The 14,838-nt window shown below is 75.5% G+C and carries 13 protein-coding genes; 5 read left to right on the plus strand and 8 right to left on the minus strand.

Annotation, left to right across the window (positions count from 1 at the left end; all coding sequences use genetic code 11):
• Entirely contained in the window at positions 1-501 is a 501-nt protein-coding gene (locus OU787_RS03885) for a hypothetical protein (protein WP_268658559.1), read from the minus strand.
• 90 nt (positions 502-591) lie between these two features.
• Positions 592-2,001, minus strand: coding sequence for a tyrosine--tRNA ligase (tyrS, locus tag OU787_RS03890; protein WP_268658560.1), 1,410 nt, complete (start codon positions 1,999-2,001; stop codon positions 592-594).
• An 879-nt stretch (positions 2,002-2,880) separates the two neighbouring features.
• Here tyrS and OU787_RS03895 point away from each other — a divergent pair.
• The gene (locus tag OU787_RS03895; protein ID WP_030464507.1) at positions 2,881-3,549 is read left to right on the plus strand and encodes a DUF5995 family protein; all 669 of its coding nucleotides are present in this window, start codon (positions 2,881-2,883) and stop codon (positions 3,547-3,549) included.
• Positions 3,550-3,639: 90 nt separating this feature from the next.
• Positions 3,640-5,055: a hypothetical protein gene (locus tag OU787_RS03900; RefSeq protein ID WP_268658561.1), complete on the plus strand. Its 1,416-nt coding sequence runs from the start codon at positions 3,640-3,642 to the stop codon at positions 5,053-5,055.
• 33 nt (positions 5,056-5,088) lie between these two features.
• On the opposite strand, the gene OU787_RS03905 is transcribed toward OU787_RS03900, so the two are convergent.
• From OU787_RS03905 to OU787_RS03925, 5 genes are all read right to left on the minus strand, one after another.
• The gene (locus OU787_RS03905; protein WP_030464505.1) at positions 5,089-6,528 is read right to left on the minus strand and encodes a GuaB1 family IMP dehydrogenase-related protein; all 1,440 of its coding nucleotides are present in this window, start codon (positions 6,526-6,528) and stop codon (positions 5,089-5,091) included.
• A 188-nt stretch (positions 6,529-6,716) separates the two neighbouring features.
• The gene (locus tag OU787_RS03910; protein WP_030464504.1) at positions 6,717-7,361 is read right to left on the minus strand and encodes a response regulator transcription factor; all 645 of its coding nucleotides are present in this window, start codon (positions 7,359-7,361) and stop codon (positions 6,717-6,719) included.
• Positions 7,352-8,455, minus strand: a complete 1,104-nt coding sequence (locus OU787_RS03915) for a sensor histidine kinase (RefSeq protein WP_268658562.1) — start codon at positions 8,453-8,455, stop codon at positions 7,352-7,354. Before OU787_RS03915 ends, OU787_RS03910 begins: the two co-directional genes overlap by 10 nt.
• Before the next feature lie 42 nt (positions 8,456-8,497).
• Positions 8,498-9,166 (minus strand): DedA family protein, encoded by a 669-nt coding sequence (locus tag OU787_RS03920; protein ID WP_232795254.1) that lies wholly within the window; start codon positions 9,164-9,166, stop codon positions 8,498-8,500.
• Between the two features lie 304 nt (positions 9,167-9,470).
• Positions 9,471-10,316, minus strand: a complete 846-nt coding sequence (locus OU787_RS03925) for a transglycosylase SLT domain-containing protein (RefSeq protein WP_157852593.1) — start codon at positions 10,314-10,316, stop codon at positions 9,471-9,473.
• A 613-nt stretch (positions 10,317-10,929) separates the two neighbouring features.
• On the opposite strand from OU787_RS03925, the gene OU787_RS03930 reads away from it, so the two are divergent.
• From OU787_RS03930 to OU787_RS03940, 3 genes are all read left to right on the plus strand, one after another.
• On the plus strand, positions 10,930-11,871 hold the full coding sequence (locus OU787_RS03930) for an AEC family transporter (protein WP_051818081.1): 942 nt from the start codon (positions 10,930-10,932) through the stop codon (positions 11,869-11,871).
• Positions 11,872-11,974: 103 nt separating this feature from the next.
• On the plus strand, positions 11,975-13,474 hold the full coding sequence (locus tag OU787_RS03935; protein ID WP_030464200.1) for an SDR family NAD(P)-dependent oxidoreductase: 1,500 nt from the start codon (positions 11,975-11,977) through the stop codon (positions 13,472-13,474).
• Entirely contained in the window at positions 13,471-13,959 is a 489-nt protein-coding gene (locus OU787_RS03940; protein ID WP_030464199.1) for a nucleotide triphosphate diphosphatase NUDT15, read from the plus strand. Before OU787_RS03935 ends, OU787_RS03940 begins: the two co-directional genes overlap by 4 nt.
• Before the next feature lie 27 nt (positions 13,960-13,986).
• On the opposite strand, the gene OU787_RS03945 is transcribed toward OU787_RS03940, so the two are convergent.
• Complete coding sequence (locus tag OU787_RS03945) at positions 13,987-14,778, minus strand: DUF6348 family protein (protein ID WP_157852592.1); 792 nt, start codon at positions 14,776-14,778, stop codon at positions 13,987-13,989.
• Between the last annotated feature and the right edge of the window lie 60 nt (positions 14,779-14,838).

Genomic DNA, 14,838 nt, shown 5'->3' on the forward strand with positions numbered 1-14,838 from the left:
TCAGGAGTCGGCGGCCTTCCGGAACCGCTTGGCGAGCGCGGGGTCGGACTCCCACCACAGGCCGGCCCCGCCGCCGCTCTCCTCCCCCGCACCGGCCTGCGGGGCGTGCGGCGCCGGGGGCTCGGGGTCCTCGACGCGCACCCGGAACATCAGGCCGGGGACGGTGCGGAACACCACCGCGAGCAGGACCATCGTCGCCACCGCGTAGACCGGGGGCACCGTGATCCCGGCCAGCAGCGGCAGCAGGAGCGCGACGCCGAGCCCCGTCCCGCGGGCCGTGACCGGGGCGTCCCGGTCCTCGGCCACCCGCACCGTCACCGGGTTGGAGCCGGTGCGGTCCTTCGCGGCGACCCGCACCACGTGGGTGCCGGCCGGCACCGGGAACCGTGCGCTCTCCCCCTGCCGGACCTGGCCGACCCGGACCCCGTCGACGAGGACGCCGAACGTCCCCGCGCGGCCGATCCCCGGCTGCTCCGCGCGCACCACGATGGTTCCGGTCATCGCCCCCCCACTTCTGATGATCATGCGATAAATCGCGCCAAGGATAGGGCACTTGCCGCCCCGCGCGCCCGTGCATTCCGGGCGGACCGCTCAGGTCAGCTCCACCACCTTCCGCCCGCAGCGCAGGAACACCCGGCGGGTCGCCCGCGGACGGGCCAGGTCGTGCGCGCCCAGCACGACCCGCAGCCGCTCGTCGGCCTCCGCCCGGCCGAGCGGGACCGCCTGCTGCGTGCCGTCGGTGTGCTCGACGACGAGCCGGAGGCCGCCCGCCTCGGCGACCCGGCGGACCTGGTTGAGGCTGGGCAGTTCGCCGCTGACCCTGACCAGCAGCTCGCCGAGCGTCGCCGCGCCGTGCGCGGCGGGGTCGACGGTGGGCAGCGGCCCCGCCTCGGAGTACCGGCGGACCGAGAACCGGGCCCGGAAGGCGTCCCGGGCAGCGAGCGCGGCGGCCTCGCCGTGCACGGTGGCGGTGACGGCGGCGGCCAGCAGGGTCTTCACGGCCATCGGGTGCCGACGGCCGTCGTCGACCTGGGCGAGCAGCAACTCGACCTCCTCGTCGAGCAGTTCGGTGAGCGCCCGCAGGTACCCGGGCAGCAGCCGGTCGGCGCAGGCCATCAGCCGGCCGAACATCTCCTCGGCGGGGAAGCCCAGCCCGACGTAGTTGTTCCTGGACTTGCTCATCTTGGCGCCGGTGCCGTCGGTGCCCTCGATCAGCCCGGTGGCGAGCACCACCTCGGGCCGCTGCCCGGTCGCGGTCATCACCCGGCGGCACATCTGCAGGTTCAGCAGCTGGTCGAGGCCGCCGAGTTCGATGTCCGCGACGAGCTCCACCGAGTCCAGCGCCATCACCACGGAGTAGACCAGCTCGGCCAGGGTCAGCCCGCTGCCCTCGGCGAGCCGGGTGCGGAAGTCCTCGCGCTGGAGCGCGGCAGAGGCGGGCAGCCGGGTGAGCACCTCCAGGAAGCGCGGCAGCGTCATCGGCTCCAGCCACTCGCTGTTGAACCGGAACTCCGCCCGCTCGAAGTCGAAGAACGGCCCGACCTGCTGCCGGTAGGTGGCGACGTTGCGCCGCACGTCCTCCTCGGTGAGCGGCGGGCGCTCGGCGCTGCGGCCGGACGGGTCGCCGATCCGGGCGGTGACGTCCCCGACCAGGAACACCACCCGGTGGCCCATCCGCTGCAGCCGGCTGGCCAGGATCATCGGCACCGCGTGCCCGAGGTGCACCTCCGCCCCGGTCGGGTCGATCCCGAACTTGACCGTCAACGGCCTTCCCTCGCCGAGCAGTTCGGCCAGCCGCCCGCCCCCGGGCAGCACCTGCGCGACCCGCGCCCCGAGCAGCTCGGCCTGCCGCCCGGCGGACAGCCCGGACAGGTCGGCGCCCCGGCGCTCGGCGAGCAGCCCGAGCAGCCGGGCCAGCTCCGGCCCCTCCCGCAACTCCCCCTCGTCCTCGATCAGTTCACGGAGCTGCGCGGCACTTCGGTCGAACACGGTGGCGGCCATGGCCATCCTCTCGGGAGGCGTCGGCGCACGGCGGCAGGGCAACTGCCGCCGAACACGGACGGGGATGCGGGGATGCGGGGGACTCGGCGGAGGCCGGACGGCAGGGGACGGCTGCCGGCCGACCCGCGAAGGGGCGGCCGCCCACGGCTCGCGGCAGGTGTCGACGCCCGCACCGGCCGTACCGCCCGCGGACGGGCACCCGCACGGGGGCACGTCAGCGCATCAGCACGTCAGCAGGGTCGTCCGAAAAGGACCGGGAGGCTCGGCCGCCCGCAGACAGGGACAGGCCGGAGGGCGGTGTGCACCGCCTCTAATATCGCTTCACCACGCGAGCCTCCGGGGACAGGGAACGGCGGGAACGCGAAATGCGCCCGGCAGCGCCGTCGCCACCATGCTGCCCCACCCGCCCCACCCCGCGCACCTGGTTTTTCCCTCCCCTCCTCCCGCCCCTTTCCCCCGCTCCCCTTTTCTCCTTTTCCACCCACCCGCACCGCGCACCTGGTCTCCCCCTCCCCTCCCTCCGCCCTTCCCCCTCTCCTTTTCCACCCACCCGCACCGCGCACCTGGTCTCCCCCTCCCCTTTCTCCCGCCTCTCCCCCTCTCCTCCCCCTTCTCCTTTTCCACCCGCCCGCACCGCGCACCTGGTTTCCCCTCCCCTTTCTCCCGCCCCTCCCCTCCCCCCGCCCCATCCCCGCCCCTCTCCCGCCTCTCCCTCCGCCTCCTCCCCCGCCTTTCCCCGCTCTCCTCCCCCTTCTCCTTTTCCACCCGCCCGCACCGCGCGCGTGGCTTGGCAGCGGCGCCCCCGCCTGCGAAGGTGACGGAGCATCAGCCCACCATCCCCTTGTCCGATCATCCCCTCATCCTCATGGGAGCGTGCGCATGACCGCACCGGTACTGACGGTGGACCAGGTGGTCGACCGGATGACGCAACTGGCCGCCGAACTCCCGCCCGCCGACGGGGTCGCCGTGTTCAACGCGATGTACCTCACCGTCACCCGGCTGGTCCGCGACCACCTCGCCGCGGGGTACTTCGACGACCCCGCCGCCATGGCCGAACTCGACGCCGTCTTCGCCGCCCGCTACCTGACCGCCGTCGACGACGACCGCGCCGGCCGCCGCCCCGCCGCGTGCTGGCGCCCACTGTTCGACCTGCGCGCAGCCCCCGGCGTCCACCCGCTCCAGTTCGCCCTGGCCGGCATGAACGCCCACATCGAGAACGACCTCCCGCTCGCCGTCCTGGACACCTGCCGCCTCACCGGCCGCACCCCCGACCAGCTGCACGCCGACTACCTGCGGATCAACACCCTGCTCGCCCAGGTCGAGGCCCAGGTCCGCACCGCCCTGCTCCCCGTCCCCGTCGGCGGCCCCCTGCTGCACGTCCTCTCCGTCTGGAGCATCGACCGCGCCCGCGACGCCGCCTGGGCCTCCGTCCTCACCCTCTGGGAACTGCGCCGCCTGCCACCCGCCCGCGCCCTGGTCGCCGACGCCCTCTCCGGCTCCGTCGGCATGGTCAGCCGCGCCCTGCTCACCCCGCTCAGCCCGAACTGACGGCCCCGTGCCCGATGATGGTCGCCCGGCCCCGAACGCCGGGGAACCACCGCACGGGCACGGCACAGCACAGCACGGGACGGAACAGCCATGGCGAAGCGCAAGCAGGGCGACGGGCGCCGCGAGCCGGACGGCCGGGGCTTCGTGCAGGTCGTCCGGCAGCCGAGCACCGGTGTCGAGGTGGTGTCGGGCCGGGCCTGGGTCGGGGTGGACCAGCAGGTGGGGCACGGTTCCGCGGACGCGCTGTTCGCGTTGACGCAGCGGCAGTACGCGGCGGCGCTGGCGGGTGAGGGGCTGGGGTCGTTCGAGGGCGAGTGCTGGCGGGGCGGGCACGACGAGCTGCTGCTGTTCCACCCGGGCGGCGGTTCCTGGCGCCCGGAGCGGTGGTTCCCGGCCCGGGCCCGGATGCTGCCGCCCCGCTTCGAGGGCGAACTCTGGTGGCACGTCGACGCGTTGGACGAACCGGAGGACGGCCCGCAGGCCGCGGTCGCCCGGTTGCTGGCCGCCGGGACGGACCGCGCGGTGTTCCGGCTGAGCGGCGAGGGCGCCTACCCGCGGCCCGCCGCGCTGATCGGCGGTCTGGGCCCGGGCAGCGACCGGGCGCGGGCCCTGGCGGTGCTGGGCGAGCCGGTCGAGGAGGGCGGCGACGTGCACGCCGTCGAGGGCGACCGGGTCCGGCTGGGGTACGTCGACGGCGGCCTGGCCACGATCGCCCTGGAGCGCCCGGCCCCGCGGCCGCTGCCGACCGGGCCGGTCCGCGCGTTCCTCGCCGTGCTCGGCGAGCCGGAGGGCGGCCCGGCCTTTCGGGAGGCGGCCCGCCTGGCCGGCGGCGCGCACCGGCGCTGGGCGTCCTCCTCCGGCCGGTCCCGGCGGCTGCTCGCGTTCGACGCCGGCCCGGAGGTCCAGGTCGGGGACGGCCGGGTGCTGAGCGTCCGACTGCCCGCGGCCGGCCTGTTCCCCGGCACCCGCGCGGACGTCCACCGCGCCCTCGGCGCCCCGTCGGCCACCGTCCGGGGCACCGACCTGCACCGCTACGGCACCCGCGACCTGCTGGTCGGGTACGGCTCCGAGTTCGACTCCGCGCACCCGGGCGCGGCGCCGGGCACGGTGACGGCGGTGCTGCGCGGGATCGGCGTGGCCCGCGACCCGCACCGCTGGCGGTCCGGCGAGTTCACGCTCTTCCTCGACGTGCTGGGCCGCCCGGAGTCGCACCCGCCGGTCGAGCTGGTGCGCGCCCTCCCCGGGGTGCGGCTGGTGCTGCGCCGCGGCCTGGTCGACGAGGTCGTGATCGGCGACCGGGGCCACCGGGCGGAGCGCTTCGCGGCCTTCGTCGACGGCATGCCGGCCGTGCCCGCCCGCACGGACGTCCCGTTCGGGCGGCCCGACCGCCGCGGCAAGCACGACGACCTGCGGGAGTTCGAGCAGGGCTGGGTCCACGTCCACTGCGCCGACGGGACCGCGGTCAGCACCGTCACGGTCGCCCGGCAACCCCCGCCGGTGCGCTGACCCGGCACCGGACGGGGGGACGAGGGGCCGGGATCAGGCCCAGCTGGAGTGCAGCGGCTTGCCCTCGGCGTAGCCGGCCGCGCTCTGGATGCCCACGATCGCCTTGTCGTGGAACTCCTCCAGGCTCGCCGCGCCCGCGTAGGTGCAGGAGGAGCGGACGCCCGCGACGATCGAGTCGATCAGGTCCTCGACGCCGGGGCGGGCCGGGTCGATGAACATCCGGGAGGTGGAGATGCCCTCCTCGAACAGGCCCTTGCGGGCCCGGTCGTAGGCCGACTCGTCGGAGGTGCGGTTGCGCACGGCGCGGGCCGAGGCCATGCCGAAGCTCTCCTTGTACTGGCGGCCGTCGGCGGTGGTCTGCAGGTCGCCGGGCGACTCCAGGGTGCCGGCGAACCAGGAGCCGACCATCACGTTGGAGGCGCCGGCGGCCAGCGCCATCGCCACGTCGCGCGGGTGGCGCACGCCGCCGTCCGCCCAGACGTGCTTGCCCAGGCGGCGGGCCTCGGCGGCGCACTCCAGGACGGCGGAGAACTGCGGACGGCCGACGCCGGTCATCATCCGGGTGGTGCACATCGCGCCGGGGCCGACGCCGACCTTGAGGATGTCGGCGCCCGCCTCGACCAGGTCGCGCACGCCGTCGGCGGAGACCACGTTGCCCGCGACGATCGGCACCTGCGGGTCGAGGCCGCGCACCGCGCGCAGCGCGTTGATCATCGACTCCTGGTGGCCGTGCGCGGTGTCCACCACCAGCACGTCCGCCCCGGCCTCCAGCAGCGCCTTGGCCCGGCCGGCCACGTCGCCGTTGATGCCGACGGTGGCGGCGATCCGCAGCCGGCCCGCGCCGTCCACCGCGGGGGTGTAGAGGGTGGCGCGCAGCGCGTTCTTCCGGGTCAGGAGGCCGACCAGGGTGCCGTCGGCGGCGACCACGGGGGCGAGCTTGCGGTGCGCCTCGTTGAGGCGGTCGAAGGCGGTGCGCGGGTCGATGCCCTCGTCCAGCAGCAGCAGGTCGCGCGACATCACCTCGGACAGGCTGGTGAACCGGTCCACGCCCTGGCAGTCGCCCTCGGTGACCACGCCGACGGGCTTGCCGCCCTCGACCACGACCAGCGCGCCGTGCGCGCGCTTGGGCAGCAGCGAGAGCGCGTCGGCGACGGTGTCGCCGGGGGCGAGGGTCAGCGCGGTGTCGTGCACCAGGTGCCGCTGCTTGACCCAGCCGATCACCTCGGAGACGACCTCGATCGGGATGTCCTGCGGGATCGCCACCAGCCCGCCGCGGCGGGCCACCGTCTCGGCCATCCGGCGCCCGGCGATCGCGGTCATGTTCGCCACCACCAGCGGGATGGTGGTCCCCGTCCCGTCCTGGGAGGAGAGATCGACACCCTGCCGGGAGCCCACCGCGGACCGGCTGGGGACCATGAAGACGTCGTCGTACGTGAGGTCGTACGCGGGCTTGAGGTCGTTCAGGAAGCGCATGAAGGGGCTCTCTGGCTGGGAAGAAACGTTACGGCGCAACGCAGCCGAGCCGCGCACACCCAACGTTCGATTCTCGTTCAATCCCCCGCCCGGAGCCAGCTCACGCCCGAATCCTGAAGATCACCACAACCGGGCGGCACCGATTCCGCCCACCACCTGGAGGAACCTCCAAAGGCCCCGGTCGGCCGTCACGCCCCCAGGTGCCGCAGCACCGCCAGCACCCGGCGGCTGTAGCCGCCGGTCCGCGGGAGGTCGAGCTTGTCGAAGAGGGTGGCCAGGTACTTCTCGACGGCGCTGAGCGAGAGGTGCAGCCGGGCCGCGATCGCGGTGTTGGTGAGCCCCTCGGCGAGGGCCTCCAGCACCTCGCGCTCGCGCGGGGTGAGCCGGGCCGACGGGTCGGCTGGTTCGGTGCGGCCGACCAGGCGGCGGACCACCTCGGGGTCGATGACGGTACCACCCCCGCCGACCCGCTCCAACGCGTCCAGGAACTCGTCGACCTCCGCGACCCGGTCCTTGAGCAGGTAGCCGACCCGCTCCGCGCCCGCGGCCAATAGCTGGGCGGCGTAACCGCGTTCGACGTGCTGGGAGAGCACCAGCACCCCCACCGACGGGTGCTCGGTGCGGATCCGCACCGCCGCCCGGACGCCCTCGTCGGTGTGGGTGGGCGGCATCCGGATGTCGGCCACCACCACGTCCGGCGGGTCGGCGGCGACCGCGGCGAGCAGCGCCCGCGCGTCGCCGACGGCGGCGACCACCCGGTGGCCCTCCTCGGCGAGCAGCCGGACCAGGCCCTCGCGCAGCAGGGTGGAGTCCTCGGCGACGATCACGCGCACGGCAGCTCCGCGGTGACGAGGGTGGGGCCCCCGCGGGGGCTGTGGACGCGCAGGGTGCCGTCGAGCGCCGCGACCCGGGCCCGCAGTCCGGCCAGGCCGCCGCCGTCCGGGTCGGCGCCGCCCGCGCCGTCGTCGCCGACCTCCACGGTCAGCCGCGCCCCGACCGCCTCGACCCGGACCTCCACGGCGGCCGCGCCGGAGTGCTTGGCGGCGTTGGTGACGCACTCGCTGACCACGAAGTACGCCGCGGTGCGCACCGCCTGCGGCAGCGGGCCGGGCAGCGCGCAGCGGATCCGCAGCGGCAGCGCGGTGCGGGCGGCCAGGCCGGCCAGCGCCTCGTCCAGGCCGAGGGCGTCGAGCGCGGAGGGGTGCACCCGCCAGGCGACCTCGCGCAGCTCGGTGAGCAGCTCGCCGGACTCCCGGTGCGCCTGGGCGAGGAGCTCCGCGGTGCGCCCCGGGTCGGCGCCGCGGCCGGCCCGGGCCAGCAGCAGGCGCAGCGCGACCAGGCGCTGCTGGACGCCGTCGTGCAGGTCGCGTTCGATCCGGCGGCGCTCGGCGTCCACCGCGTGCAGGACCGCGGCGCGGCTGTCGGCGAGTTCGGCGACCCGCAGGCGGAGCAGCTCGGCCTCGGACGGGCCGAAGCAGTCCCCGGCCAGCCGGGCCTCCAGCGCGGCCAGCGAGACCAGGCCCTGGACGGCCAGGAACAGCAGCACCCCGCCGAGCAGCACCTGCCCGGCCAGGTCGGTCCAGCCGAGCGAGCCGCGCACCGCCCCGAACGCCAGCAGTCCGGCCAGCACCGCGCCGAACCCGACCAGGCCCAGCACCACCGCGGCGACCAGCCCCGTCCCGGCCCGGACCGCCAGGTAGTGGCGCAGCGCCCGCGGCTCGGGCCGGTAGTGGGCGGGGTAGCGGTCGCCGGACCAGGCGGTGCGGCGGGCCCGCTCCAGGGCGCCGAGCCGGCCGGTGACGGCGGCGGCGCCGGGCAGTACGGCCAGCGGCAGGTGGAGCAGCAGCAGCGGAGTGGCCAGCACCCCGAGCAGCACCCCGACGGCCCGGCGCGCCCGGCCGCCCTCCCGCTCCCCGTCCTCCCCCATGCCGGGGAGCCTACGCGACGGCGCGACCGGGCCGCCGGGCATTCAGCGCCCCCGCCGGTGCCGGGCGGACCGGCCGCGCAGCCGCACCACCAGCCACCCGGCCAGCGCGGCCGCGGTGAGCGCCACCACCAGCTTCGAGAGCAGCCCGACGTACTGCTCGACCACGTCCCAGCGGTCGCCGAGCAGGTACCCGGCGGTGATCAGCATCCCGTTCCAGGTCAGGCTGCCGACGGCGGTGAGCCCGGTGAACCGCAGCAGCGGCATCCGCTCCACCCCCGCCGGGACCGAGACCAGGCTGCGGAAGACCGGCACCATCCGGCCCAGCAGCACCGCCTTGGTCCCGTGCCGGGCGAACCACGCCTCGGTCCGCTCCAGGTCCGCGGCCCGCACCAGCGGCAGCCGGGCCCACAGCGCGTGCATCCGCTCCCGTCCGAAGAACGCACCCAGCAGGTAGAGCGCGAGCGCCCCCGCCACCGAACCGGCCGTGGTCCAGCCGAGCGCCGCGGGCAGGCCGAGCGTGCCGCGACCGGCCGCGAAACCCGTCAACGGCAGGATCACCTCACTGGGCAGCGGCGGGAAGAGGTTCTCCAGCGCGACGGCCAGCCCCGCCCCCGGCCCCCCGAACGCCTCCACCAACCCGGCCGCCCACCCCGCGAGCCCCCCGGTCGGCGCCTGCCCGGCAGCAGGAGCCACGGTTTCCAGCAGCAGCACGATGCCCTCCTCGTCGTGAAGCCACCCGGACCCCCTGCCCGGGTACGCCCCTCACGCTAGAAAGCCCTGCTCACGCCCGGTACGCGGTTTCCCACCCGACCCGACTGCGGTTTTCCGCACCCCCGCCCCGGGCGCACCGCAGCCTTTCCCCCTCCTCTCCCCTCCCCCTTCTTCTCTTCCTCCCCGAACGCGCCGCGGCCCCTCCTCTCCCCTCCCTTCCTCCCCCCTCCGAACGCGCCGCGGCCCCCTGCGGTGCGGTTGCACCGAGGGGGCCGAGAAGGCGGTTCCGCGTGGCGGGCGGTTCCTAGTAGCCGCGCCAGTGGGCGCCGTAGCCGCGGGCGGCGGCCATGTTGTCCATGTTGCCGTAGCGGGCGTCGCAGTACTGCGAGCTGGCGATCAGGTTGTCGACGGGGTTGCGGATGTCCGTGTGGCCGGGCAGCGCGTACACCTTGAAGGTCGGCATGATCACCTGGGTCAGGCCGATCGACGGGGTGCCCTTCTTGGCGTTCGAGTCCCAGTTGTTCTGGGCGTTCGGGTTGCCGCCGGACTCGGCGATCGCCGCGGCGTGCATCGCCCGCGCGGACGGCACGTGCTTGCCGTTGGCGGCCAGCACGTCGCGGGCCTCCTCGATCCAGCCGTCCAGGTTGTTCGCGTAGGTCTTCTTCGCGGGGGCGGCGGCCTGCTGGGCGGCGGCCTGGTCGGCAGCGGCCTTCTCCGCCGCGGCCTGGTCGGCGGCAGCCTTGTCCGCCGCGGCCTGGTCGGCGGCGGCCTTCTCGGCAGCGGCCTTGTCCGCCGCGGCCTTGTCCGCCGCGGCCTTCTCCGCCGCAGCCTGGTCGTTGGCGGCCTGGTCGGCGGCAGCCTGGTCCGCGGGGGCCTGGCTCTGCTGCTGGACCGGCTCGCGGGTCTCGCTGCGGGAGGCGGTCTGGCCGCCGTCGCGGTTCGCGTCCTGGGTGGCAGCGGTGTCCGCGGTGGTGACCGCGGCGGCGTCGGTGCGGTGGGACGAGGGGTTGGCGAACGCCTGGGAGACGGGCAGCAGGGTGCCCACGGCGATGGCGCCGGCCAGTCCGATGCCGAGGACGGCGTCGGGCATGCGGTGGTGGCCCATCCGCACCTGGGGCAATCGGCCGAGGTTGTGCTTGATACGTCGCATGTCGGGTACCTCCGAGAGTCGGTTCCAGGTCACGCCGGGCCCGGGTGGACGTGCGGGGTCCCCGCTCGTTGCGGGGTCCTCGGCCCGGGACGGCCGGCCCGGCGGCTCCTGCTCACCGGGGACGCCGCGCCGCGCTGGTCCCGCGGTTCGCTGCGTCATGGAGCCCCGTGAGCACTGGGAGCGGCTCGGGGCACAACCACGAGACTGCCGGAGCCCCAACCACGCGGCAAACATCCCGAAATGAGCCCTGCACAACTCCTTCACATCCCGGCTTCCCTTGCGCCCCAAGGGAGTTCACCGCTCCGAGGCCCCGGTATTCCGGCCCGGCTGTGAAGAAGGCCACAGCCGGCCCCAACCTCCCCCTGACACCGGCGTTTTGGGCCCGGGCCCAGTCCTGGCACGGCCTGCGCGCCTCCCGCCCCCGGTCCGGGCCCCGGCCGCGGTGTGACCCCGGCCACCGCCCCGGCCTGTGACGCCGCTCTCCCCCCGGCCACCCAGCGCAGCCGTCCGGCCACCGGAAGCGCACCGGCCGTGACCGGGCTCACGTCCCGTCACCCCCGCCCGCCGGTCCCGGGGCCGGCCCGGGCCTGGTTGACTGCGGCGGGAGGTCAGGGTGGAGGCATTGGTCTCGGCGTTCGCGCCGATCTGGGCGTTGACGGCGGTCGGGTGGCTGGCCGGGCGGACGGGGCTGCTGGGGGCGGACGCCGAGGCGGTGCTCGGCCGGTTCGTGTTCCACGTCTCGATGCCGGCCGCGCTGTTCACCGTGGTGGCGCGCACCGACCTGGCGTCCTTCGCCGACCGCTGGGTGCTGGCGTTCGCCGCCGGGACGCTGGCCGCGTCGGTGCTGGGCCTGGCGGCCGGGCTGCGGGCCGAGCGCAGCACCGCCGAGCGGACGGTGGCGGTGATGGCGGCGGGCTACGTGAACTCCGGCAACCTCGGCATCCCGGTCGCGGCGCAGGTGCTCGGCAGCGCCTCGTTCGCGGCGCCGGTGCTGCTGTTCCAGGTGCTGCTGGTCACACCGGTGCTGCTGACCGTGCTGGACGCGTCCACCGGCACCGCCCCGCCCAGCCCGGCCGCCCGGCTGCGGCGGCTGGCGATGCTGCCGCTGCGCAACCCGGTGATCCTCGGCGCGGGCCTGGGCGCGCTGTTCTCCGCCGAGGGCTGGCACCTGCCGGGGCCGCTGGCGCACTCGGCGGACCTGCTGGGCGCGGCGGCCGTCCCGGCCGCGCTGGTCACCCTCGGGCTGTCGCTGCACACCCCGCCGGGCACGGCGGCGCAGCGCCCGGACCGGGGCGAGCTGGGCGTCGCGGTGCTGGTGAAGACGGTCGGGCAGCCGCTGGCCGCGCTGGCGGTCGGCGCGCTGCTGCTGCACCTGCGGGGGCCGCAGCTGCGGGCGGCGGTGCTGATGTCGGCGCTGCCGACCGCGCAGAACGTGTACGTGTACGCGCGGCTGTACGGGGCGGCGCCGGTGCTGGCCCGCTCGGCGGTGCTGGCGTCGACGGTGCTGTCGATGCTGACGCTGTCGGTCATCGCCTGGTCACTGGGCGGCGGTTGAGCGCCCCCCGGGGAACGTGCGGCAGGTCACAGGCTTCGCCCCGGCACCGGCCGCTCCCGTAGAGTTCGGCGGTACGGACGGGGCGATCGAGGAAGCATCGGCAGTGACGAACCAGCAGAGCGGGCCGGGCAGCACCCCGGTCGAGGACGACACCGACTACGGCAAGGGCATCGATCCGGACCGCCTGGAGCTGTGCCTGAGCGTGCTCGCCGAGCTGGACGGGATCCACGTCGACCACCCGGACGCGATCCGGGTCCGGCTGGCGGTCGGCGGCCTGTTCCGCACCCTCAAGCAGCGCCGCCGCCAGGAGACCCGGGCCCGCAAGACCGCCAACGACCGCGCGGTGACGGCGCGGACCGCGACGGGCGCGGCGGGCCGGATCGACGACGAGACGGCGGGCGTCTTCGGGCTGAGCACCGAGACCACCACCGAGCTGGCCGGCATCCTGGAGCGCCCGCGCTCCTGCTACACCTGCAAGCAGCGGTACGTCGAGGTGGACGCGTTCTACCACCAGCTGTGCCGCAGCTGCGCGGCGCTGAACCGCTCGCGCCGACACGCCCGGGCCGACCTGACCGGCAAGCGGGCGCTGCTGACCGGCGGCCGCGCCAAGATCGGCATGTACATCGCGCTGTGCCTGCTGCGCGACGGCGCGCACACCACCATCACCACCCGCTTCCCGAACGACGCGATCCGCCGCTTCACCGCGATGCCGGACAGCGCCGAGTGGATCCACCGCCTGAAGATCGTCGGCATCGACCTGCGCGACCCGGCGCAGGTGATGGCGCTGGCCGCCGAGGTCGCCGCGGACGGCCCGCTGGACATCCTGATCAACAACGCGGCGCAGACCGTCCGCCGCTCCCCCGGGGCGTACCGCGAGCTGGTGGCGGCCGAGTCGGCGCCGCTGCCGGCCGGGGCGCTGCCCGCCTCCACGGTGATCGGCCGGTTCGGCTCGGGCGCGGTGGACGTGCCCGCGCTGCCGGGGCAGAGCCGCGGCGAGCAGCCGTCGGTGAGCGCCGAGGAGGTCACCTCGCTGGCCCTGGTGACGGGTTCGGCCTCGCCGGAGCGGATCGCGGCCGGGACGGCGATCGACGCGGGCGGCCTGGTGCCGGACCTGGCGGACACCAACAGCTGGGTGCAGACCGTCTCCGAGGTCGGCCCGATCGAGCTGCTGGAGGTGCAACTGTGCAACTCCACCGCCCCGTTCATCCTGATCTCGCAGCTGCGCCCGGCGCTGGCCGCGTCCTCCGCGCGCCGCAAGTACGTGGTGAACGTGTCGGCGATGGAGGGCGTCTTCGAGCGCGGCTACAAGGGCTCGGGCCACCCGCACACCAACATGGCCAAGGCCGCGCTGAACATGCTGACCCGCACCAGCGCGCAGGAGATGTTCGAGACCGACGGCATCCTGATGACCGCGGTGGACACCGGCTGGATCACCGACGAGCGCCCGCACCCGGAGAAGATGCGGCTGCACGAGGAGGGCTTCCACGCCCCGCTCGACCTGGTGGACGGCGCGGCCCGGGTCTACGACCCGATCGTCCGGGGCGAGTCGGGCGAGGACCTGTACGGCTGCTTCCTGAAGGACTACCAGAAGGGCAAGTGGTGACGGACGTCCGACTCTCCTCCGCCGTGCACCCGTCGCCGCCGCTGGTCGGCGCGGGCGTGATCGTGCCGACCGGGGACGGGCGGGTGCTGATCGGGCGGCGCACCACCGCCGGGGAGCCGCCGACCTGGAGCCTGCCGGGCGGCAAGGTCGACCACCCCGGCGAGTCCTTCGAGGCGGCCGCCGCACGGGAGTTGGCCGAGGAGACCGGCATCGTGCTGCCCGCCGAGGAGATGCGGGTGCTGGCGGTGCTGCTCGACCACGAACTGGGCCGCACCCGGGTGACGGCGGCGGTGCTGGCCCCGCCGAGCCTGGCCGAGGCGCTGGTGACCGAGCCGCACGCCTGCGCCGGCTGGGAGCGCGTCGCCCTGGACGCGCTCCCCGAGCCGATGTTCTACCCGTCCGCACAGGTCCTGGCGGCCTGGCTGCCGGACTACCGGGCCCCCGGCGGCACCTGGCGCTATCCGGCGCCCCCGCAGGGCTCCTGACGGCCCGCCAGCCCTTCCGGCCCTCCGCTACGGCCGCCCGGCCGCCCGGAGCCGGACGTCCGCCGGGGGCCGGGCCCCGGCCCGGCGCACCAGCAGGACGAAGGTCCGCACGTACGCGTCGCCCTCGGCGACCTGCGGCCAGTCCAGGGCGGCGAGCGCCGCGGACGCGGCGGCGTGCGGCTCGCCGTGCACCCGCACCTCGGCCACCCGCCGTCCCGCCCCGCCGCTGCCGAAGTGCACCTGGACGCCGACGAGTTGGTCCCGGCCGAGGTCCCCGCCCAGGGCGGGGGCGAGAGCGGGCAGCACGGGGTTGCGGACCAGCCAGTCCTGCACGTCGTGGAAGTGCCGGCCGGTGCCCCAGCCGACCACGCCGCCGTGGACGGCGTGCCAGCCGGGCAGGCCGTCCGGGTCGGACGGGTCCAGGTGGCCGGCGAACCGGCCGTTGTGGGCGACGAGTTCGATCAGCGCGGCGCCGGTGGTGGACGCCCACACCTCGACGCCCCGGCGCACCGGGTCCTGGTCGCCGCCGTCGATCCACGGCACCCGGTCCGGGACGGCGGTCTCCGGCCGGTCCCGGTCCGCCAGGAACACCAGGTCCCACCGGTCCGGGTCGCCGTCCGGAGAAAAGTCCGGCCGGACCGCCAGCGCGCCCGGACCGCGGACCTCCGCCCCCTCGACCCGCCACCGTTCGCCGTGCAGCGCGGAAAGTTCGTCCGCCACCGCATCCAACACCGCCTGCGCGGACGGCCGTTCCGCACTCCTGCCGGGCGCGCCCGGGCCGGTGCCGGACCGGCCGCGCCACCATGATCCCCATGCCATGGCGGACACCGTAACGTTGTACGGATTCGCTCACAATGTGCCTTCGGGACGCCCCGTCAG

The organism is Kitasatospora sp. YST-16 (assembly GCF_026802215.1).
GTDB classification, from domain to species: domain Bacteria; phylum Actinomycetota; class Actinomycetes; order Streptomycetales; family Streptomycetaceae; genus Kitasatospora; species Kitasatospora cineracea.

Excerpts from the sequence above, each read along its gene's own strand:
- OU787_RS03905 (WP_030464505.1), bottom strand. The coding sequence starts at position 6,528 with ATGCGCTTCCTGAACGACCTCAAGCCCGCGTACGACCTCACGTACGAC.
- OU787_RS03925 (WP_157852593.1), bottom strand. The coding sequence starts at position 10,316 with ATGCGACGTATCAAGCACAACCTCGGCCGATTGCCCCAGGTGCGGATG.
- OU787_RS03915 (WP_268658562.1), bottom strand. The coding sequence starts at position 8,455 with ATGGGGGAGGACGGGGAGCGGGAGGGCGGCCGGGCGCGCCGGGCCGTC.
- OU787_RS03945 (WP_157852592.1), bottom strand. The coding sequence starts at position 14,778 with ATGGCATGGGGATCATGGTGGCGCGGCCGGTCCGGCACCGGCCCGGGC.
- tyrS (WP_268658560.1), bottom strand. The coding sequence starts at position 2,001 with ATGGCCGCCACCGTGTTCGACCGAAGTGCCGCGCAGCTCCGTGAACTG.
- OU787_RS03885 (WP_268658559.1), bottom strand. The coding sequence starts at position 501 with ATGACCGGAACCATCGTGGTGCGCGCGGAGCAGCCGGGGATCGGCCGC.
- OU787_RS03895 (WP_030464507.1), top strand. The coding sequence starts at position 2,881 with ATGACCGCACCGGTACTGACGGTGGACCAGGTGGTCGACCGGATGACG.
- OU787_RS03900 (WP_268658561.1), top strand. The coding sequence starts at position 3,640 with ATGGCGAAGCGCAAGCAGGGCGACGGGCGCCGCGAGCCGGACGGCCGG.